General features: G+C 65.6%; 19 protein-coding genes. 13 read left to right on the plus strand and 6 right to left on the minus strand.

What is annotated here, in order from left to right:
- Both AC1DDG_RS08400 and AC1DDG_RS08405 read left to right on the plus strand, forming a co-directional pair.
- Positions 1-310 (plus strand): aldehyde dehydrogenase family protein (locus AC1DDG_RS08400; protein WP_476875683.1); only part of this gene is annotated, 310 nt, incomplete at its 5' end.
- Positions 311-719: 409 nt separating this feature from the next.
- The gene (locus AC1DDG_RS08405) at positions 720-1787 is read left to right on the plus strand and encodes a glycoside hydrolase family 16 protein (RefSeq protein WP_476875684.1); all 1068 of its coding nucleotides are present in this window, start codon (positions 720-722) and stop codon (positions 1785-1787) included.
- 102 nt (positions 1788-1889) lie between these two features.
- Here the strand turns inward: AC1DDG_RS08405 and AC1DDG_RS08410 are convergent, their stop codons facing one another.
- The 3 genes from AC1DDG_RS08410 to AC1DDG_RS08420 form a co-directional block, all read right to left on the minus strand.
- A complete protein-coding gene (locus tag AC1DDG_RS08410) occupies positions 1890-2360 on the minus strand; it encodes an SRPBCC family protein (protein WP_476875685.1) in 471 nt (156 codons plus the stop codon).
- Positions 2335-2706 carry an ArsR/SmtB family transcription factor gene (locus AC1DDG_RS08415; RefSeq protein ID WP_476875686.1) on the minus strand — a complete coding sequence of 124 codons (372 nt, stop codon included), beginning with the start codon at positions 2704-2706 and terminating at the stop codon, positions 2335-2337. Before AC1DDG_RS08415 ends, AC1DDG_RS08410 begins: the two co-directional genes overlap by 26 nt.
- Before the next feature lie 100 nt (positions 2707-2806).
- Complete coding sequence (locus tag AC1DDG_RS08420; RefSeq protein ID WP_476875687.1) at positions 2807-3562, minus strand: phosphatase PAP2 family protein; 756 nt, start codon at positions 3560-3562, stop codon at positions 2807-2809.
- A 442-nt stretch (positions 3563-4004) separates the two neighbouring features.
- Between AC1DDG_RS08420 and AC1DDG_RS08425 the strand changes: the two genes are divergently transcribed.
- Entirely contained in the window at positions 4005-4487 is a 483-nt protein-coding gene (locus AC1DDG_RS08425; protein ID WP_476875688.1) for a hypothetical protein, read from the plus strand.
- A gap of 118 nt (positions 4488-4605) precedes the next feature.
- Here the strand turns inward: AC1DDG_RS08425 and AC1DDG_RS08430 are convergent, their stop codons facing one another.
- The gene (locus tag AC1DDG_RS08430) at positions 4606-6516 is read right to left on the minus strand and encodes an FAD-binding monooxygenase (protein ID WP_476875689.1); all 1911 of its coding nucleotides are present in this window, start codon (positions 6514-6516) and stop codon (positions 4606-4608) included.
- Positions 6517-6740: 224 nt separating this feature from the next.
- Here AC1DDG_RS08430 and AC1DDG_RS08435 point away from each other — a divergent pair, with 224 nt between their 5' ends.
- From AC1DDG_RS08435 to AC1DDG_RS08475, 9 genes are all read left to right on the plus strand, one after another.
- The gene (locus AC1DDG_RS08435; protein WP_476875690.1) at positions 6741-8225 is read left to right on the plus strand and encodes a fumarylacetoacetate hydrolase family protein; all 1485 of its coding nucleotides are present in this window, start codon (positions 6741-6743) and stop codon (positions 8223-8225) included.
- A complete protein-coding gene (locus AC1DDG_RS08440) occupies positions 8222-8944 on the plus strand; it encodes a GntR family transcriptional regulator (RefSeq protein ID WP_476875691.1) in 723 nt (240 codons plus the stop codon). Before AC1DDG_RS08435 ends, AC1DDG_RS08440 begins: the two co-directional genes overlap by 4 nt.
- 12 nt (positions 8945-8956) lie before the next feature.
- Positions 8957-10471, plus strand: coding sequence for a 5-carboxymethyl-2-hydroxymuconate semialdehyde dehydrogenase (hpaE, locus tag AC1DDG_RS08445; protein ID WP_476875692.1), 1515 nt, complete (start codon positions 8957-8959; stop codon positions 10469-10471).
- A 49-nt stretch (positions 10472-10520) separates the two neighbouring features.
- Positions 10521-11615: a 3,4-dihydroxyphenylacetate 2,3-dioxygenase gene (hpaD, locus tag AC1DDG_RS08450; RefSeq protein ID WP_476875693.1), complete on the plus strand. Its 1095-nt coding sequence runs from the start codon at positions 10521-10523 to the stop codon at positions 11613-11615.
- Between the two features lie 88 nt (positions 11616-11703).
- Entirely contained in the window at positions 11704-12489 is a 786-nt protein-coding gene (gene hpaH, locus AC1DDG_RS08455) for a 2-oxo-hept-4-ene-1,7-dioate hydratase (protein WP_476875694.1), read from the plus strand.
- Complete coding sequence (locus tag AC1DDG_RS08460) at positions 12474-13295, plus strand: HpcH/HpaI aldolase family protein (protein ID WP_476875695.1); 822 nt, start codon at positions 12474-12476, stop codon at positions 13293-13295. Before hpaH ends, AC1DDG_RS08460 begins: the two co-directional genes overlap by 16 nt.
- Positions 13296-13461: 166 nt before the next feature.
- Complete coding sequence (locus AC1DDG_RS08465) at positions 13462-14889, plus strand: NAD-dependent succinate-semialdehyde dehydrogenase (protein ID WP_476875844.1); 1428 nt, start codon at positions 13462-13464, stop codon at positions 14887-14889.
- 67 nt (positions 14890-14956) lie between these two features.
- Positions 14957-16357 (plus strand): MFS transporter, encoded by a 1401-nt coding sequence (locus AC1DDG_RS08470; protein ID WP_476875696.1) that lies wholly within the window; start codon positions 14957-14959, stop codon positions 16355-16357.
- Between the two features lie 117 nt (positions 16358-16474).
- A complete protein-coding gene (locus tag AC1DDG_RS08475) occupies positions 16475-17599 on the plus strand; it encodes an FUSC family protein (RefSeq protein WP_476875697.1) in 1125 nt (374 codons plus the stop codon).
- 202 nt (positions 17600-17801) lie between these two features.
- On the opposite strand, the gene AC1DDG_RS08480 is transcribed toward AC1DDG_RS08475, so the two are convergent.
- Positions 17802-18296: a nucleoside deaminase gene (locus tag AC1DDG_RS08480; protein WP_476875698.1), complete on the minus strand. Its 495-nt coding sequence runs from the start codon at positions 18294-18296 to the stop codon at positions 17802-17804.
- A gap of 231 nt (positions 18297-18527) precedes the next feature.
- Entirely contained in the window at positions 18528-19082 is a 555-nt protein-coding gene (locus tag AC1DDG_RS08485; protein ID WP_476875699.1) for a TetR/AcrR family transcriptional regulator, read from the minus strand.
- 329 nt (positions 19083-19411) lie between these two features.
- Between AC1DDG_RS08485 and AC1DDG_RS08490 the strand changes: the two genes are divergently transcribed.
- Entirely contained in the window at positions 19412-21592 is a 2181-nt protein-coding gene (locus AC1DDG_RS08490; RefSeq protein ID WP_476875700.1) for a hypothetical protein, read from the plus strand.
- Positions 21593-21787 lie beyond the last annotated feature (195 nt).

Genomic DNA, 21787 nt, shown 5'->3' on the forward strand with positions numbered 1-21787 from the left:
CGACAACCCCCTCGTGGCCGAGGAACAGTTCGGCCCGGCCCTGCCCATCATCCGCTACAGCACCGTGGACGAGGCCGTCGCCAAAGCGAACGGACTCGACGTCGGGCTTGGCGCCTCGGTCTGGTCCTCCGATCCGGCCCGCGCACGTGAAGTGGCAGCCCGCATCGAGGCCGGCACCGTGTGGATCAACAAGCACGGCGCAGTTGACCCCCGCGTCCCCTTCGGCGGCGCCAAACAATCAGGGTACGGCCTGGAATTCGGCGTCGAAGGCCTCAAAGCCCTCGGCATCCCCCAGGTCATCAACGGCTAACGGGTCAGTTACCCTCGGCAGAAGAGCCGCCGTCGCTGCATGCGAGGGCGGCTCTTCTTCGTCCTCGCGAACCATTTTCAGCCGGGAACCAGACCCGCCGGGGAACGCCGGCTAACGCTCCTCTCCGGGTCACAACAACCAGTTTCGGTTTGCAGTCAATGGTCACGAACCGGTAACGTTGGCGACTGGTCCAGAGGACCTGGCCCCAAAGGGGCCCCGGATGCCCGAATGCTGGGCCCGGATGCGTCGAGTGGCGATACAGCCGTTACCCCCCTGCCAAGGGGGGCCGAAAAGAGCTTCCCGCACGCGGTCATCACCCCGTTGTGGTTACATACGTGTGAGCCTGTCTATGCCCCGGAGGGGTCTTTTGTTCAATAGAAAATTAGCCATTGCAACGACCATTGGTGCCGTGTTCCTGACCGGATGCGGCGCTGCCACGACCCACCAGGCATCAGCGCCTGGTTCCGTGGCCCCGGCTGTCTCCGCCGCGGCTGCGACGGCCCCGACGGCCGGAGTCTCAGCTGCTGCCAAGGCGCCGGCGTCCGCTGCCGTGGCGAAGGCAAAAACCGCCCACGCCGCGGCAACCGCTAAGCGTGCGCCAGAGAAGGTCCCTGCAGCAGCCCCCGCGCCCGCGGCCAAGACTGCTGCGCGCCAGGTAGCGCCTGTTGTTGCTGCCCCCGCAACGGCAGTGGCGGCGAAGGCCGCGGAGGCCGCCGCCCCTGTCAAGGCAGCTGCGCCCGCGCCGTCAAAGCCGGCACCTGCGGCTCCCGCACCCGTCGCACCGGCCAAGCCGGCGCCGGCAGCCCCCGCACCCGTCGCCACCGCGGGCAACGGCACCCAGGCTGCCACCACCCACGGGTGGGGTCCGGTTGTTACCGGCGATGAGTTCTCCTACGCCGGCGCTCCGGACCGCACGAAGTGGGGTGTCTACAACGGTTCAGGCCACGCGGGCAAGGGCGTCCGCAGCCCCCAGGCCTGGTCGGTGGGCAACGGTGTGGCCACCGTGAGCGGCAACTCCGCCGGAACCACGGGCGGCATGTCGGCCAAGTTCGCGCAGCAGAAGTACGGCCGCTGGGAAACGCGCATGAAGACCAACGTCCGGGACTCCGAATACCATCCGGTCCTTATCCTTTGGCCCAATAACAACGCTTCCCCGAACTGCGCCGAGATCGATTACGCCGAGAGCACCTCGGACACCGCTCTGATGAAGTTCTTCCTGCACTATGCCTGCGGCGGCAGTGCCCAGACCACGTCAGCGAAACCGGTGGATAGCACGCAGTGGCATAACTACGCGGTGGAATGGACCCCCGCCGGCATCACCGGGTACATCGACGGCGTGAAGACGTTCACCGACACGAACCCTGCGCACCAGCCCTCCGTCGGCATGCACCAGACACTTCAGCTCGACTGGTTCCCTGACGGCTCGGCCACGTCACCGTCGCAGATGCAGGTCGACTGGGTGCGCGTCTACAAGTAGGTCAGCACCGACAAAATCAGCCAGACAGGATGCCGGCGCCCGCGAGGGTGCCGGCATCCTTTCTTTGTGGCCGGCTGCGAGCCGCCCCTGCCGTGGCAGGGTCTAGGCCAGCACCTTGTCGAGCTTGGTAAACGAGGTACCCCAGCCCTCGCGCGTCATGTCCACCCATTCGGTACTGTCGAAGGGGCCCTGCGTAAGGTGCAGCCGGGTCCGGCCTCCTCCGAGGTCCTCGAACTCAAGTCGCATTTCGACTTGGCGGGTGGTGCCGGTGTCGGGCTCTGCCCTCTGCATGGCCACCAGCAGCGACGGCGGGTCGTAGGCGGAGATCACGGCGTCGATGGGCCCCTCCTTGGCGACGCCGTCCTCGTCCCAGGCCATGACCAGCTGCCAGGCTCCGCCGACACGGGGTTCGACGACGATCCGCTCCCGGGGCGAGTCCACTCCCTCCGGGCCGAACCATGCGGCGAGCTGGTCCGGATCAGTGAAGGCCTTGAAGACCAGTTCGCGGGGAGCATCAAACTCCCTGGTCATGGTGAGGGTGTGGGACTCAGTGGTGTTCTCTTGGGTGTTCATTGCCTGACTCCTGATTCTTCGGATCTTGTTGGATTTTTCGCAAATGCGCATCGAGACGGCTGAAGCTGTCGTCCCAAAAGCGCCTGTACCTGTCCATGTATTCGGCGGCCTCGCGCAGCGGTGCGGCCTCGAGCTTCGAGGAGCGCCATTGCGCATTTCGGCTCCGGGTGATCAGCCCGGCGGTTTCCAGCACCTTAAGGTGGCGGGAGATCGCCGGAAGGCTGATATCGAAGGGCTCGGCCAGCTGATTCACGGTGGCCTCGCCCTCCGCCAGCCGGGCCAGGATCGCCCTGCGCGTGGGGTCGGCGAGCGCCGAGAAGATGAGGCTGAGCCGGTCGGATGACATCAGAGGGCGCCTTTTGTACTTAACGCTTTTGCTAATTAACTGATGCGTTAAATATGCGCTCCGGGGGTCCCGCTGTCAAGGGTTCCGCAGGACGCCTTGCCTACTGAACCTGCTCGATGGCCCGCCCGCCACCTCGTTTGTACACACGGTAGGCAGTAATGACGATTACGAGCCAAGCCCCACCCAGCGCCCAACCCGCCAGGACATCAGTGAGCCAGTGGTGGCCGAGGTAGACCCCGCTGAGGCCCATGGTCACGGCGAACAGGACCGCAACGGAGCCGGCCAGCACACGGCTCCGTGTCCTATCCACGCGCAGCGTGATCAAGTAGGCGATCATGCCAGCGATGACAACCGCGTTCAACGCATGCCCGCTGGGAAACGATGCGGAGAAATCATAGGGCGGTACAGCCTCGAGCAGAGGTGGGCGGATGCGGACCACGAGCCGCTTGCCGACGATCGTCATCAGCAGCGAACCGGCCGATGCAGTGACTATGTGGGTTGCCGGGATCCAGGACTTCCACCTGATGGCCAGTATCCCCGCGGCAGTCACGACAAGAACTGGCATCCCAACTGTGTCACCGAAGAAGGCGTAGGCAGTGACCAGGACATCCAGCGCGGGAGAGCGGACGCTTTCGCCCGCAGCCAAGGCCGGGCGGTCCAGGCCCGCCCACCCGTCAGCCGCGTCCACCGACCCGGAAACCCAGACGAAGAAGCACATCAGGCCCAACGCGGTCGCCGAGCCAGGCAGCAGCGCCCGAAGCAGCCCGCCATCCCGGCTTATGAGTCCGACGGAGCCATCGCGACGCCCGACGATATGACCCTGATCCACCTCAAGGCGAAGGCTTTCATCGGTCAAGCTGCGTCGTTCATAGCTCAACGTCATCTCCACCTCGCTGTCAGACCCGCCGACACACCGTTAGCCAAACCCGGCGATATTGGGGATGCAGCCGGGCCCGGCCGTAGTGGTCCCGAGCGAAGGTTTGCGCACCGTTCGGGGCACTGCCACAATGACAGCCCCGGCTTGGAAAAAGTAGGGGCAGCCCTCAAGAAAAGGTTGCCGGAGGCCACTAACATGGGGGGTCAGCGCGCTGACGCCGAAGCGGTTGTTGCCTGCCCGGGATTAATCCGTAGCTGCGGCCGGACGGGACGCGCCAGCCGAACCTTCGCCTCTTGCCCCCAAGCGCTTCGGGGAGCACCATGACAAATGACGACAGGGACGGCCCCTAAGGCGTCGTCCCCGTGACCAGCGAGGGAGGATTCATGATCCGGGACAACAGCGCGGCCCAGGAGCCGCAATCGTGACCATCAAAGGGGCTCTTGCCGCCGGGGCTCTGGCGGGAGCGGCAGGCACTACCGCCCTGAACACCGTCGCGTACCTGGACATGGTCTGGCGGGCCCGCGCCGCCAGCAGCACTCCCGAAGCCACCGTGAAGAAGCTTGCGGACGTCACTGGCATTCCGATCCCGGGCACTGAGGACGAACGCACGAACCGCATAGCCGGATTGGGGCCATTGATGGGCCTCATGGCGGGAATCAGCGTCGGTGCCGTTCTCGGGCTGGTCCGCGCGGCCGGATACCGGCCCGGTCCTCTCGGTACTTGCCTGGCCGCCACGGCCGGGGCGCTCGTCGTCGGCAATGGCCCCATGACCGCGCTCGGAGTGACCGACCCCCGCACGTGGTCCCGTACGGACTGGCTTAGCGATATCTTCCCGCATCTGGCCTACGGCATCACCGCGGCAGCCGCGCTGCGGGCACTGGACCCGGAGCCATCAGCAGGTTAGACGCCCGGCAGTGGATGTCCCGCCCTTGCGTCCCCGGCCGGCTCCGGCCAACGACACTGCAGGCTGCACCCGAATGGGCGCAGCCTGCAGTTCATAAGTGGATAAGGAGCCGGTTTACTCAGTGGTCCAGGAATTCGGGGACGCGCTTGCCTGCTCGCAGGAGGGGCGCGAAGAACGCGGCGAGTTCCGCCGTCGCCGTCAAGGGCAGGACGTTCGCCACGTACTGGTCCGGGCGCACAACCACGACGACGCCGCCGCGGTCGATGCCGCGCAGTTCGAAGATGTCCGCCGCCGGATCGGTGGCGTAGACCTTCTCGAGATAGGTGAGCTGGAACGGACCGACCTCCGGCTTGAACACCGCCGGGACGGTGCCGATGTCGATGTTCGTGTGGTCCTGCTGGTAGATCACCTTCACGTCGAACCATGCGTCACGGTCGGCTCCCGACGGCGTTGCGGACAGCGGCGAGTCGGGTGAGTTCGCGATCCACTCGGCAAAGTCGGCCACGGGCGACGGGGCGCCGGCCGCGGCCGGGTCGGCAAAGACGTAGATGCGCCACCGGCCGTCCGCCGTTGCCTGGTGGCCGAGCTGCAGCGGGTTTGTGTCGCAGACACGCACGACGGGCGCGGACTTGAAGCGCTTCCCGATGGTGAAGCCGGTGGCCAGGTCTTGGTGTGCGGACTCGGCGATGAGCATGGAGGGGGAATACTGGGTCATGAACCCCGCCGGGAATTCGGCAGTGCTGACGTAGAAGTCCTCCAGCTCGGAGGGGTTGTCGAATTCCTCCGGCTTCTTCGCCATGAGTGTGGACCACTCCTTGTCGAAGTCGATAAGGTTTTTCGCGACGACCTGGCGCTCGGCCGAGTACGTGGACAGCAGGCTCTCCGGGCTGCGGCCCTCGAGGACGTGGCCGAGCTTCCATCCCAGGTTGAAGCCATCCTGCATGGAGACGTTCATCCCCTGGCCGGCCTTGGCGCTGTGCGTGTGGCAGGCATCACCGGTAATGAACACCCGCGGCGTGCGGGTGCCGCGCTGGTCCGGGAGGACGTCGTCGAACCTGTCGGTAAGGCGGTGGCCCACCTCGTAGACGCTGTGCCACGCCACATTGCGGACGTCGACGGTGTAGGGATGGACGATCGCGTTGGCCTTGGCGATGATCTGCTCGATGGTGGTCTTGCGGACGGCTCCACGGTCGTCCGCGGCCACCTCGCCGAGGTCGACGTACATGCGGAAGAGATGGCCGCCCTCGCGCGGGATCAGCAGGATGCTGCCGCCGTCATGGGACTGGATGGCGCACTTGAGGCGGATATCGGGGAAGTCCGTGGTGGCGAGCACGTCCATGACCCCCCAGGCGTGGTTGGCCTGGTCTCCTGCCATGGTGCAGCCGATCGACTCCCGCACCTTGCTTCGCGCGCCATCCGCGCCCACAACGTACTTGGCCCGGACCACACGCTCCTTGCCCTCGTCGGGGCCGGACGTGTGAGCAAGCGTCACTGTGACCGGGTACTCCCCCTCGCCGACTTCCAGCCCGCGGAACTCGTAGCCGTAGTCCGGCGACATGCGCGTTGGGGCTTTCGCCATGACATCGGCGAAGTAGTCCAGCACACGGGCCTGGTTGACGATGAGGTGCGGGAATTCGCTGATCCCGGCCGGGTCGTCGAGCGTGCGGGCGGCCCGGACGATGTTTGAGGGGTTCTGGGGGTCCGGCTTCCAGAACGCCATTTCGGTGATCCGGTAGGCCTCGGCGATGATCCGCTCCGCGAAGCCGAAGGCCTGGAAGGTTTCGACGCTCCGGGCCTGGATGCCGTCGGCCTGACCGATCTCGAGCCTCCCGCCGCGGCGCTCCACGATGCGGGTGGTGATGCCGGGGAACTGGGACAGCTGCGCGGCCGTGAGCATGCCTGCGGGCCCGGTGCCCACGATGAGCACGTCGACCTCGTCGGGAAGCTCCGTGGGCCGGTTGATGCCGACACCGGCGGCCGGCTGGAATCGCGGGTCACCGGATACGTAACCGTGATGGTGGAAATGCACGGGGATTCCTCACTTCGTTGTGTGGCTGTTTAGGGCAGTCAATTGTGTTCGATATCAGAACTAATCGTTCTATAATAGAAATCTTTGGATGATCCAAAACTGTACGCAGATATGACCTGCGTTACAAGTGCCCTTGAAAACACCCGAGAAATCAGGGGTTGACGTTCGGTGGCTCCTAGGCAATAGTGATTGTATACGATTTCGTACTCGATGAGGAGTAACTCTTGGAACAGGTCACCGACCACATCCTGGCCGCGGCCCGCAAGGTCATCGCGGTGCACATCAACTACCCCAGCCGGGCAGCCCAGCGCGGCCGCACTCCGGAACAGCCGTCTTACTTCCTGAAGCCATCCTCCTCCCTGGGCCTCAGCGGCTCAACGGTGGAACGCCCTGCCGGCTGCGAACTCCTCGGCTACGAAGGCGAGATCGCCCTGATTATCGGCAAGCCTGCCCGCCGTATCGGAGTGGAGGACGCCTGGAGCCACGTCGAATGGGTCACCGCGAGCAACGACCTCGGCGTCTACGACCTCCGTTATGCGGATAAGGGCTCGAACCTCCGGTCCAAGGGCGGCGACGGCTTCACTCCCGTCGGCCCCGGACTCATCGCCGCGGACGCCGTCGACCCGGCAGGCTTGCGCATCCGTACCTGGCACAACGGCGAGCTGGTCCAGGACGACACCACCGAAGACCTGTTGTTCCCTTTCGCCCGGCTCGTCGCTGATCTTTCGCAGCTGCTCACGCTCGAAGAGGGCGACATCATCCTTACCGGCACGCCGGCCGGCGCCTCCGTTGCCAAGCCAGGCGACGTCGTCGAGGTTGAAGTCAGTACGACGACGGCGGGAGCCGGCGGCGCCGGCCTCGCCACCGGCCGTCTGGTCACCCGGGTGGAGGAAGGTACGACGCCGTTCGCCGATTTCGGTGCACGGCCCAAGACGGATGATCTCCAGCGGGAGGAAGCCTACGGCTCCCGGGAAGCCGCCGGTCTGGCAGCCGGGGCGGCGACGGTGCCGGTACTGACGCCGAAGCTGAAGGCCAAGCTAGAGAGCGTCTGCACCGCCACGCTGTCCTCCCAGCTGCGCAAGCGGGGCCTGAACAACGTCAGCATTGACGGCCTCAGCTCCACCCGGCCGGAAAGGCGGATCGTGGGCCTCGCCCGGACCCTGCGCTACGTGCCCAACCGCGAGGACCTCTTCAAGACCCACGGCGGCGGCTTCAACGCGCAGAAGAAGGCGATCGATTCGGTCAACGAGGGCGAGATCCTCGTCATGGAAGCCCGCGGCGAGAAGGGCACCGGCACCATCGGCGACATCCTTGCCCTCCGCGCCCAGGTCCGCGGTGCCGCAGCCATCATTACCGACGGCGGGGTCCGTGACTTCTCCGCGGTGGCCGCCATGGACATGCCCACCTACTATGCCAACCCGCACCCGGCCGTCCTGGGCCGCCGGCACATTCCCTGGGACACGGACATCACCATCGCCTGCGGCGGCACCACCGTGCAGCCAGGGGACATCATCGTGGCTGACTCTGATGGCATCCTGGTCATCCCGCCGGCCCTTGCCGCAGAGCTCGCGGACGATTCGATCGCCCAGGAACGCGAGGAAGTCTTCATCGCCGAAATGGTGCAGCAGGGCCACAGCGTGGACGGCCTCTACCCGCTCAATGCCGAATGGCGGGCACGCTACGAGGAATGGGAAGCGGGCACCAAATGACTGAAACAGCCACTGCAGGCATGCGCACAGGCAGCAAATCAGAACAGGCCTACGCGGCCGTCAAAGCCCGGATCGTGGACGGGACCTACTCCCCCGGCTACCGGCTGGTTCTCGCCAAGATCGCCGAGGACCTCGGGGTCAGCGTGGTTCCGGTCCGCGAAGCCATCCGCCGGCTCGAAGCCGAAGGGCTGGTCAAGTTCGAACGGAACGTCGGCGCCACCGTGTCCGGGATCGACCCCACCGAGTACCTCTACACGATGCAGACCCTGAGCATCGTCGAGGGCGCCGCCACCGCACTGTCCGCCCCGCTGATCGGGGAGGCTGACATTGCCCGTGCCCGGGCAGTGAACGCCGAGATGCGCGAATGCCTGGAACACTTCGACCCAGTCCGGTTCACCCGGCTGAACCAGGACTTCCACAGCGTCCTGTTCGAGCACTGCCCAAACCCGCACATCCTGGACCTTGTCCACCGGGGCTGGAACCGGCTCGCGTCCCTGCGGTCCTCCACGTTCCGATTCGTCCCCGGCCGCGCTCATGACTCAGTGGCCGAACACGAAGCCCTGCTCCGGCTCGTCGAAACCGGCGCCAGTGCCGACGACATAGAAAAGGCAGCCCGTTTGCACCGCAGCGCCACTCTGGACGCTTACCTGGCCCAAACCCCGGCAGCAGTGCAGTCCGCTGCAGCCGACCACCCGACCCCGCAGACCTCCCAGCAGTAAGGAAAAGTAACAATGACGTTCACTGCCGCAGAAACCACGGCCCACTACGTTCCGCAGGATCTTCCGACCCACATCCAGCACTACATCAACGGCGAATTTGTTGATTCCGTGGGCGGCAAAACCTTCGACGTCCTGGACCCGGTCTCCAACACCAACTACGCCACCGCCGCCGCGGGCCAGAAAGAGGACATCGAGCTCGCTGTCGGCGCCGCCCGCGAAGCCTTCACCAATGGCCCGTGGCCTAGGATGAAGCCCCGCGAGCGCGCCCGCGTCCTGAACCGGATCGCGGACGCCGTCGAGGCCCAGGAGGAACGGCTCGCGGAACTCGAGACCTTCGACACCGGCCTGCCCATCACCCAGGCCAAGGGCCAGGCCCTCCGCGCCGCGGAGAACTTCCGCTTCTTCGCGGACCTGATCGTGGCACAGTTCGACGACGCCATGAAGGTCCCCGGCTCGCAGATCAACTACGTGAACCGCAAGCCGATCGGCGTCGCCGGCCTCATCACGCCGTGGAACACGCCGTTCATGCTGGAGTCCTGGAAGCTCGCCCCTGCACTGGCGACCGGCAACACCGTGGTCCTCAAGCCGGCCGAGTTCACCCCGCTCTCGGCCTCGCTCTGGGCACAGATCTTCAAGGACGCGGGCCTGCCGGACGGCGTCTTCAACCTGGTCAACGGTCTCGGTGAGGAGGCAGGCGACGCGCTGGTCAAGCACCCGGATGTCCCGCTGATCTCCTTCACCGGCGAGACCACCACGGGGCAGACGATCTTCCGCAATGCGGCAACCAACCTTAAGGGCCTGTCCATGGAGCTCGGCGGCAAGTCCCCGTGCGTCGTGTTCGCCGACGCCGACCTGGACGCCGCGATCGACTCCGCACTGTTCGGTGTCTTCTCGCTCAACGGCGAGCGCTGCACCGCCGGCTCCCGCATCCTCGTCGAACGCGCCATCTATGACGAGTTCTGCGAAAAGTACGCCGCCCGCGCAAAGAACATCGTGGTCGGCGATCCGCACGATCCCAAGACCCAGGTGGGCGCGCTCGTCCACCCCGAGCACTATGAAAAGGTGGCCTCCTACGTGGAGATCGGCAAGTCCGAAGGCCGGCTACTGGCCGGCGGCGGCCGCCCGGAGCACCTGCCCGAGGGCAACTACATCGCCCCCACCGTGTTCGCCGACGTCGCCCCGGACGCCCGGATCTTCCAGGAGGAGATCTTCGGCCCCGTCGTCGCCATCACGCCGTTCGAGAACGACGACGAAGCGCTGGCTTTGGCGAACAACACCCGTTACGGCCTGGCGGCCTACATCTGGACCCAGAACCTCACCCGGGCCCACAACTTCTCCCAGGACGTGGAAGCCGGGATGGTGTGGCTGAACAGCCACAACGTCCGCGACCTGCGCACCCCGTTCGGCGGCGTCAAGGCCTCCGGGCTGGGCCACGAGGGCGGCTACCGCTCCATCGACTTCTACACCGACCAGCAGGCCGTGCACATCACGCTCGGCACCGTTCACACCCCGAAATTCGGCGCCTAAGTTTTTCGTCAGCGCCCAACCAGACCCCTTTCAAAGAAGAGAGAATCCCATGAACCGCCAAATTTCACAGGACAACATCATCCCCAAGCCTTCCGTACCGGCGCCTGACATCGTCCGCTGCGCCTACATGGAAATCGTGGTCACCGACCTCGCCAAGTCCCGCGAGTTCTACGTGGACGTCCTCGGCCTGCACGTCACCGAGGAAGACGAGAACACCATCTACCTGCGGTCCCTCGAGGAGTTCATCCACCACAACCTGGTCCTGCGCAAGGGGCCGATCGCCGCCGTCGCCGCCTTTGCCTACCGGGTGAAGTCCCCCGCCGAGGTGGACGCCGCCGAGGCCTACTACAAGGAACTGGGCTGCCGCACCGAACGCCGCAAGGAAGGCTTCACCAAGGGCATCGGCGACTCCGTCCGCGTGGAGGACCCGCTGGGCTTCCCCTACGAGTTCTTTTACGAGACCGAGCACGTGGAGCGCCTCACCCAGCGCTACGACCTCTACTCCGCCGGGGAACTGGTCCGGCTGGACCACTTCAACCAGGTCACCCCCGACGTTCCGCGCGGCCGCAAATACCTCGAGGATCTTGGCTTCCGCGTCTCCGAGGACATCCAGGACTCAGACGGCGTCACCTATGCCGTGTGGATGCACCGCAAGCAGACCGTGCACGACACCGCACTGACGGGCGGCAACGGCCCGCGCATGCACCACGTCGCCTTCGCCACGCATGAGAAGCACAACATCATCCAGATCTGCGACAAGATGGGCGCCCTGCGCATCAGCGACCGGATCGAGCGCGGCCCCGGCCGGCACGGCGTCTCCAACGCGTTCTACCTCTACATCCTGGACCCGGACGGCCACCGCATCGAGATCTACACCCAGGACTACTACACCGGCGACCCCGACAACCCCGTGGTGACCTGGGACGTCCACGACAACCAGCGCCGCGACTGGTGGGGCAACCCCGTGGTCCCGTCCTGGTACACCGAGGCGTCCCTGGTCCTTGACCTGGACGGCAATCCTCAGCCCGTCATCGAGCGCACCGACGCCTCGGAGATGGCCGTCACCGTGGGCGCCGACGGTTTCTCCTACACGCGCAAAGACGGAGCCGACGCCGAGGGGTTCAAACTCGGGGCGCAGGTCTAGCCAGACAGCGCTGCCGGCCCCGCGCCATGGCGTGCGGGGCCGGCAGCCTTCCGACGGACTGACCTGCCCACCATTGAGGAGCGCATGAATGCTTGACCCGAAAACAATCGAGGCGATCGCCGACGAACTCGTGGAGGCCGGCCGCAGCCGGACGCCGGTGCCGCGCCTGACTGCCCGCTACCCGGACATGACGGTGGAGGATTCCTACGCCGTGCAGCAGCTGTGGCGGCGGCGGAACGAGGAAGCCGGCCGGACGCTCGTGGGCCGCAAGATCGGCCTCACGTCCAAGGCGATGCAGGCGGCCACGGGCATCACCGAACCCGACTACGGCGCGATCTTCGACGACATGGTCCTCGAAACCGGCTGCTCCGTCCAATGGGACAGGTACACACACCCGCGGGTCGAGGTGGAGCTCGCGTTCGTGCTCAAGCAGGACCTCTCCGGCCCCGGCTGCACCATCTTCGACGTCCTGAACGCCACCGACTACGTGGTCCCGGCCCTCGAGATCCTGGACTCCCGGATCGAGATGGAGGACCGGACCATCGTGGACACCATCGCGGACAACGCGGCCATGGGCGCCATGGTGGTGGGCGGCAACCCCGTCCGCCCGGACGCCGTCGACCTCCGCTGGGTATCCGCGATCCTCTACAAGAACCAGACGGTGGAAGAGACCGGCGTGGCCGCCGGCGTCCTGGACCACCCCGCCGCGGGCGTGCACTGGCTCGCCAACAAGATTGCCGCCCACGGCGACAGCATGAAGGCCGGGGACATCATCCTCGCCGGCTCTTTCACCCGACCGCTGTGGGTCTTCAAGGGTGACACCGTCCACGCCGATTACGGACCCCTCGGGAGCATCACGTGCCGATTCGAGTAGAACCCGATGCAACATTCCGGGACGCCTTGGCAGCCGCGGACAGGCCGCTCGCCGGCATGTGGGTCTGTTCCGGCAACCCGCTCGTGGCCGAGATCTGCGCCGGGGCAGGCCTGGACTGGCTCCTGATCGACGCCGAACACAGCCCCAACGGCCTGGAATCAATCCTGGCCCAGCTCCAGGCAGTGCACGGCTACCCCGTCCAGACCCTGGTCCGTCCCCCGGTCAACGACACCGTCATCTTCAAGCAGTATCTGGACCTTGGCGTCCAGAACCTGCTGGTCCCCATGGTGAACTCAGGGGCCGAGGCCGAAGCTGCCGTCGCCGCCACCCGTTACCCGCCGCACGGCGTCCGCGGGGTCGGCTCGGCGCTGGCCCGCGCCGCCCGGTGGAACCGCATTCCGGACTACCTGGCCCGCGCCTCCGAAACGGTGAGCGTGACCGTGCAGATCGAGTCCGAATCCGCCGTTGCCGCGGTGGAGGACATCCTGGCGGTGGACGGTGTGGACGCCATCTTCCTGGGACCGTCAGACCTCGCCGCCTCGATGGGCCTGCTGGGACAGCAGGAACACCCAAAGGTGCGCGCCGCCGTCGAACACTGTATCGCCGCCGCCAACACGGCGGGCAAACCCGCCGGCGTGAACGCCTTCAGCCCGGACACCGCCCGCAGCTACCTGGCGGCCGGCGCCGCGTTTGTTCTGGTGGGCGCCGACGTGGCAATCCTGGCCCGCGGCTCCGAAGCACTCGCCGCCGAGTACGTCAGGCGGGACCCGGTAACTGAGCCTGCTGAAACCCCGGCCAGCTACTGACTCGAACCGCTGGTTGAGCCTGTCGAAACCGCTTCCGCCGGTTGAGCCTGTCGAAACCCCGACCAAAACTTTCTGAGGAGACTCCCGCATGACCACTTAGCCCGCACTCTCCCCTGCCGTCTCACCCGCCCGTGAGACTGATCTTCTCGCCTCCGTCCCCACCGGCCTGCTGATTGGCGGGCAGTGGCGGCAGGCGTCCGACGGCGGCACGTTCGACGTGCACGATCCAGCCACCGGGGAGGTACTCGCCACCCTGGCCTCCGCCACGAGCGCAGACGCCGTCGCCGCTCTCGACGCCGCAGACAATGCCCAGGCCTCCTGGGCCCGGACGGCGCCGCGTGAACGCGCCGAAATCCTGCGCCGCGCCTTCGACCTTGTCACCGCACGGGCTGAGGACTTTGCCCTGCTGATGACCCTGGAAATGGGCAAACCGCTGGCCGAAGCCCGCGGCGAAGTCACCTACGGCGCCGAATTCCTGCGCTGGTTCTCGGAGGAAACCGTCCGAGATTACGGCCGCTACCTGACGACACCGGAAGGCAAGAACAAGATCCTGGTCCAGCACAAGCCCGTGGGCCCCTGCCTGCTCATCACCCCCTGGAACTTCCCGCTCGCCATGGCCACCCGCAAGGTCGCCCCCGCCGTCGCGGCCGGATGCACCATGGTCCTCAAGCCGGCCAAGCTCACCCCGCTGACCGCACAGCTGTTTGCCCAGACCATGCTCGACGCCGGCCTGCCCGCCGGCGTCCTGAACGTCGTCTCCTCCTCGTCTGCTTCCGGTATTTCCGGACCGCTGCTCGCCGATCCCCGGCTGCGCAAGGTCTCCTTCACCGGCTCCACCCCGGTCGGCAAGCGCCTCATGGCCGACGCCGCACAGAATGTCCTGCGCACCTCCATGGAACTCGGCGGCAACGCCCCGTTCATCGTGTTCGAGGACGCCGACCTGGACAAGGCCGTGGACGGAGCCATGGCCGCCAAGATGCGGAACATGGGCGAAGCCTGCACCGCAGCCAACCGCTTCCTGGTCCAAGAATCCGTGGCGGCCGAGTTCACACAAAAATTCGCCGCTGCCATGGGAGCCCTGGTCACCGGCCGCGGGACGGAACCGGACACCAAGGTCGGCCCGCTGATCGACGCCGGCGCCCGTGACGACGTGCACGCACTGGTGAGTGCCGCCGTCGAGGCCGGCGCCACAGCGGTTACCGGCGGCGCACCGGTAGCGGGCGCCGGCTACTTTTACCAGCCCACCGTCCTGGCCAACGTGCCGAATGACGCCGAGATCCTGCGCCAGGAGATCTTCGGGCCGGTGGCTCCCGTCACCACCTTCACCACCGAAGAGGACGCCATCCGGCTCGCCAACGCCACCGAATACGGTCTGGCGTCCTACGTCTACAGCCGGGACTTCAACCGGCTGCTCCGTGTGGCCGAACAGATCGAGTTCGGCATGGTTGGCTTCAACGCCGGCGTCATCTCCAACGCCGCCGCTCCGTTCGGCGGCGTCAAGCACTCCGGGCTCGGGCGGGAAGGCGGCTCCGAAGGCATCGCCGAATACACCACCACGCAGTACATCGGCATCGCCGACCCGTACGCTTCCTGACTTTCTGGACTTCGTCAAAAGCCACCGCTAGCGGGACACACCGACGTGCCCGCAGGAAAGAGACACAATGAGCGCCCTGTCGCATCAACAACGCAATTCGGCACCGCACCGAAATTCGGGACGGGAAAACCGTCGAGTAGCGTTTGCCACCATCGTCGGGACCACCGTCGAGTGGTACGACTTCTTCATCTACGCGAACGCTGCCGGCCTGGTTTTCGCCAAGCTTTTCTTTGAACCCGCCGGCAACGACATAGCCCTGTTGGTTTCCTTCGCGTCAGTGGGTCTGAGCTTCCTGTTCCGGCCCCTGGGCGCATTCCTGGCCGGACACTTCGGAGACCGATTGGGTCGCCGGGCCATGCTGGTCCTCACCCTGATCCTCATGGGAGCCGCCACCACCCTGATCGGCGTGCTGCCCACCTACGAGACCGCCGGCCTGGCTGCACCCGTCCTGCTGCTGCTCCTGCGCATCCTGCAAGGCATCTCTGCGGGCGGGGAATGGGGCGGTGCGGTCCTCATGGCCGTGGAACACGCGCCCAGTTCCAAGCGCGGCCTGTTCGGTTCGTTCCCCCAGCTCGGCGTCCCCTTGGGCATGCTGCTTGCGGCCGGCGTCCTGGCCCTGATGTCCGGCGTGGTCTCGCCCGGCGCGGCTTTCGTCGAGTGGGGCTGGCGTGTCCCGTTCCTGCTCAGCTTCGTGCTGATCATCGTGGGCTTCATTGTGCGCCGGAGCGTAGACGAGAGCCCTGTCTTTGCGGAAATCGCCACTCGGAGGCAGCAGACGCGCGTTCCGATCGTGGAGCTGTTCAAAAAGCACTGGCTGCTGGTCCTCCTTGCGGCGCTGGTCTTTGCAGGCAACAACGCCGCCGGGTATATGACCACCGGCGGCTATATCCTCAGCTACGCCACCGCCCCGAAGGGACTGGCCATGGACCGCACCCAAGTGCTCCTCGCCGTCACGGCCGCGGCCGCCCTGTGGTTCGTCTTTACGCTCATCGCAGGTTTCCTCGCCGACAGCATCGGCCGCAAGAAGACCTACCTCATCGGCTATGGCTGCCTGATGGTCACGTTCTTCCCGCTGTTTTGGCTCATCAATACCGGCAACATCTGGGCCATGCTCCTGGGCCTGGCCTTGTTCAGCGTCGGACTCGGCCTCACCTACGGACCGCAGGCCGCCCTCTACAGTGAACTCTTTCCGGCATCCATCCGTTTCTCCGGAGTGGCCATCTCTTATGCCCTGGGCGCGATTATCGGCGGTGCCTTTGCTCCGGCGATCGCCACCGCACTGGTCCAGGCGACGGGGACCACCATGTCAGTGTCTGCGTACCTGCTCGTTGTCGCGCTGATCTCAACGGGCGCGGTGCTGATGATCCGCGAACGGAAGGGCATCGACCTGGGCATCGACAACCAGGCCGAGCAGGAAGTCGGCGCCACCGTGTTCGACAGGCGCAGCGCCGTCACGAACGAGGTCTGATCCCCGGGATTGAGCCTGTCGAAACCCCCCCGGTCCTCGACAGGCTCAACACCGGCAGTAGGGCTACCCGGCCTGCCGCGGCAATGTCCGGGGCGGCTCCGGCAATAGACTGAAGCCATGGCCCAGACAGGACTCTCCGCAAGCAGACGGTTCCTGCGAGGAAGGATCCGCACGGGGGTGGTCCGGAGCCGCAACTCGCTGGTCCCTGCCGTCCAGATGACGGTCTGCGCCGTGGGTGCCTATGCGTTCGCCGAGTACATCCTGGGGCACACCGGTCCCCTGTTCGCGGCCACGTCGTCGCTGATTGCCCTCGGGTTTTCCCGGGATCCGCGCCTCCGCCGCGTGGTGGAGGTTGGCCTGGGCTGCACCCTGGGCATCGTCGTCGGCGACCTGCTGCTTCACTGGCTGGGCGCCGGAATCTGGCAGGCCGCCGTCGTCCTTCTTTTCTCCATCCTGCTGGCCCGCTTCCTGGACAGCGGCACCATCTTCACCACCCAGCTCGGGCTGCAGTCCCTGCTCGTGGTGCTGCTGCCGGCGCCGGCCGGCGGGCCGTTCACGCGGAGCATCGACGCCGTGGTGGGCGGTGTTTTTGCGCTGCTGGTCACCATTCTGGTGCCCAAGGACCCGCGCCGTGAGCCCCGGAAGGACGTCCAGAAGCTGCTGCACGAACTCGCGGAGGTGCTGCGCGAGTGCGCGTCGGCCCTGCTCCACAGCGATTCCACCGAGGCGTGGCATGCGCTGGTGCGCGGCCGCAACTGCCAGCCGCTGGTGGATGCGATGAGGCAGTCGCTGCGGGCGTCCGGCGAGGTGGCCACGCTGGCGCCGGCCTACCGCAGGCACCGGGACGAGCTGGACCGGCTGGAACAGTCACTTGATTTCATTGACCTCGCGCTGCGCAACAGCCGGGTCTTCGCGCGCCGGCTGACCAGCGCGATCAACCACGCGGCGCTCTCCGACGAAGCCGTCGAGAATATTGCCGAGGTCCTGCAGGAGACGGCGGCGGCCATCGATGAGCTCTCGCTGGGGCTCGCGGAGGTCCACGACGGCGTCCGCCGCACCCATCTGCGCACGGCCCGCGTCGACCTGAGCGACATCGCCGGGCGGCTGCACCCGAGGATGCTCAAAGTGCAGCGGCTGGAGGGTGAAACCGTGGTGATGCTGTTCCGGCCGCTGATGGTGGACCTGCTCGAGGCCACCGGCATCGACCCGCGCGAGGCCCGCGACATCCTGCCGCCGCTGTAGGGGGCCGCTGGCTGAGTTCGCCGCGCATCCGAGGAGGCCTGACGCGCAGCGCATGACGTTGGATCAGTGCCGAACAGTCCAAGGGATCGGCAGCTGCAACCACGGGTTGGAAGCCCGAGCGCTGCGAATTAGTTTCCGCTGCCAGTGCCGGAGTAGATAGTCATTTCGCGGCAGCCCTTGGTCCAGGTGGCACGCCCTGGTCCTACTCGACGGTGTCCTCTCCGATGTCCTCCGCCCACAAGTCCGGGTTGTTTTCCTGGAACGTGCGCATCATGTCCACGCACCGCTGATCATCCAAGACCACGACCTCAACGCCACGTGATCGCAAAAGCTCGAACTCGCCGTCGAACGTGCGGGCTTCGCCCACCACGACCCGCGGGATCTTGAACTGGATGATGGTTCCGGTGCACATGGCACACGGGGCGAGGGTGGTGTAGAGCGTGGTGTCCCGGTAACTCTTCTGCCGGCCGGCTGCACGAAGTGCGGCCATTTCCCCGTGCGCGATGGGGTCGCCGTTTTGGACTCGCTTGTTGTGTCCGCTCGCGATGACCACGCCGTCACGGGCGAGTGCTGCTCCGATGGGGATGCCGCCTTCGTTGACGCTCTTTTGGGCGGCTTGATAGGCGGCTTCGAAAGCGGGGTCAGGGGCTGCTCCTGGTTCCGGGTTGGCGGCGGACTGCTGCGGTTCGTAGGTCATGGGGTCATCTTCGCATGCGGCCATTTTGCCGACTCCACTAACAGGCTGGCGTCATCAGCTCAGCAGTTTGGGTGGAGGTGTTTTTCCTCGCGTCGGAAAGCGCTAGATTCCACGCCAAGCCAAGCGATAGACCAGTTCATTGGCAAATATTTTGTGAGACAGGTGCGGTTACGAGACATTTCGGCCGCTTCCCTCCGGTGACGAGGTCCGCCGGGAGAGCGCAGCGAGGGCTCACGACCGGTGGTGGTCCATCAGCAGCTCGGCCATGGCCCTGGCGCGGCCAGCGGCGCGGGAGTCGCCCTCGGCCGCGGCGACGATGGCTCCCTTGATCAGGATGTGAATGGACCAGGCGAAATCGTGCGGGTCGTTAAGGCCAGCGGATTCTGCGAGTTCCGCAATCTGTTGCCGCGTCTGGTCCATGTACCGGATGCTCGCTTTCCCGAGGGGGTGGTCGGGGCCCATTTCCATCATCACGTGCAGGAAGGAGCTAACCTGGGCCGCGCCTTGGCGGAACCAGTCGTCGAAGACATCGAAGATCGTCAGCATGGCTGCCTCGTCGCTGGTCCCGCGCCGGGCGATTGCGTTCTGGATCGCGGCCGTGCGTTCCAAGTACCACTGCTCGAGGAAGGCAAGGACGACATCGTCCTTGGAGCGGAAGTGCCTGTAGAAGGTTGCCTTGGCCACGCCTGAAGCACGGATCAGTTCGTCGACTCCGACATCGCGGATGCCGCGACGGGCGAACAGTTCATAGGCGGCGGCAACGATCTTCTCCCGAGGCCTATCCATTGCACGGGGCCTTGACTGTTCAGCTCTGCTTTCTGGGGTCTGCACACACGGATGATACACAATCCCACTGGGCCGAGACAGACCGTTCTGTCTAGGGCGACCCGACTGCATCAGTTCGACCCTTATCGGGACATCGCCGCCTCCTGTCAGGCTGCCGAACCGGCATCAGGAAGAACCAAAACCCTGCCATAAACACGAATCCCCAACCCAAAAGGCAGGATTCCCGCAGCTTCACGGCCGGTCCACGATGTGACAGGTCAAATACGGCGGCTTGGTGGTACGCTTTCGCGAAAATGCCGCGCTGGGTGGCAGTTGCCGGGGAAAACTTAATGATTCTGTCTTCACGTTTCACGCGTCCGCTTGCCGCGGTCGTCGTGGCATTGTTCCTTGTCGTCGGGCTGCCACACACAGCTTGGTCGGCTTCCTCGGCGCCGGGCGCCCCTAAGTTGACGGCGCTCACGTTGGAATCCGCGGCGGCAGCGGAACCGGGCGACACGGTGACGTGGCGGTGGCGGGCCCGTGAAGATACCGAAGTCGTCGGTTCGCTGGTCCTCCGCACCGACAGCGATCCGCAATGGCTGAGGTTCCTGCCGTTGCTGAACGCCGTCCAGGACGGTGACGGGTCCTGGACCGGGACCGTTTCCGTCACGCTGAACGACTATGACTGGCCCTCCGGCTCGCTCTACGTCACGGAAATTCAGATGAACGATGGAGCGGCGTACGGCGCTTTCTCTTCGCCGTCGGATTTCACCTCCCCGACCGTGGCGGTGAGCGGTACCGAGTATCAGCTTGGTCCCCGGCTGCGGGACGTGAGCTTTCTGCCGAGTCAACCGCTCCCGGGCGATACGGTTCGCGCTACGTTCCGGGCGGAGGATCTGCAGGGTATCCGCAGCCATCAGGTGACAGTCAAAGGCCCCAATGGCTACGTGGCGTCGATGTACAACGAGCACGTTGACGCCCGCCAGACCGCGGACGGCAGTTGGGAGTGGGAGGACTTTATTGCCACCAGCGCCGAGGACCTTGCGCCCGGGACTTACTGGGTAGCCTCAGCCTCGCTTTACGATCACAAAACGGGATCCTCTTCAAGCTGCTGCTACCCCGCCCCCGGAGAGTCACCGGATAGCTTCGTGGTCGCCGACGATCCGGCGTACACCACATCGGTACCGGTCATCTCGGGCCGGGCCCAGGTGCCCTACACGCTGAGCGCGGATCCTGGTATGTGGGGGCCGGGCCCCGTTGACCTGTCGTATCAATGGACGACCAAGTCACTGACGGGGTGGCCACTCGAGGCGCAGCCTATCGAGGGTGCTACCGGCCGGACCTACCAGTTGAAGTACGGGCTCTATCAGGACCAGCTGCAGGTCCGCGTCACCGGCACCTGGCCCGACGGAACCAAGCGCACACGCTTCTCGGAACCAATCACCAAGGTCCTGAACGGTGATCTTGGAGCCCACAAGGCCACCCTGACCGGGGCGGCGGCGGTAGGAAACAGACTCACAATCAACGTCGACGGTACCTGGCCTGAAGGAACGTGGTTCGACTATGAATTCGTTGCCGCCGACGGCAAGACCATCAAGCCGGGCCAATTCATCGATCTGGCGCCGGAGCACTTGGGTAAAACTATCGTCGGGCGAGTACGGGCCTACGCGGACGGCTACAACACCGGCTCGTTCGACGCTGCCCCCGTGACCGTAGTGAAGGGAACGATCCCGAATGTCTACAACCTCGGGTACAACAACTACCCGACCTATGGCATCCCTGTGGAACCGGACATCAACACCATGGATCCTGGGTGGACCACTGATTACCAGTGGATGAGGAACGGTCTTCCGTTCGCAGGTGCCACCACCCCTCGTTACACCCCCGTGCCTGCTGATATCGGCACGAAACTTACGCTGCGCGTCAGAAGGAATCACCGGGCCTACAACACCTTCACTGAGGTCTACGGACCCGGCGCCTATCCCGTCCTGAAGGCGACCTGGTCGACCTCGACGAAAGCCACACTCTCGGGAACGGCCAAAGTCGGTTACGCCCTCACAGCCGGAGCCGCATCCCAACCGCCGGGAACAACGTACACCTACCAATGGTTCCGCGGCGCGACTGCCATCCCCGGAGCGACAGGGCGAACCTACACACCGGTAGCAGCCGACCGCGGACACCAGCTCCGGGCGCGGGTGACGCCCCTCAACCCCGTCTACTACATCCACGCGGCGTGGACTCCCTACTCAGCCGTCATGGCTTACGGAACACTGACTCTTGGAACGCCCTACCTCAAAGGCCCGGCCCTGGTTGGGGGCGCACTCACCGCGTTCATTCCCGGGTACACCGCCGGAACCACTCTAAAGAGGCTGTGGCTGCGTTCGGGCGTCATCATCGCGGGGGCCACCGGAGGTTCCTACCGGCTCACACCTTCCGACCGCGGAAAACGGATCTCTTTCCGGGTCATCGCCAGCAAACCCGGTTACACGACAGTGACCAGGTCTTCGCCGCCCACTTACACGATCCGCTGAACAACGGGCGGCGCCACCTCATGCACCGGAATCGGGCCCGGTAGTGGGCCATTCGTCGGCGGGCGCTTGCTGAGTTGGGCTGGCGAAGGACTGAGCAAGGTCGCATATGACGGATTCTGTTTCGGATTGTCGCCTCCCAGGAGCATGGACCGCCAGTGTCGTCGGTACTGCCTTTCTAAAAGGAGATACGACACC

The sequence above is a fragment of the Arthrobacter sp. 10L430 genome, assembly GCF_056395245.1.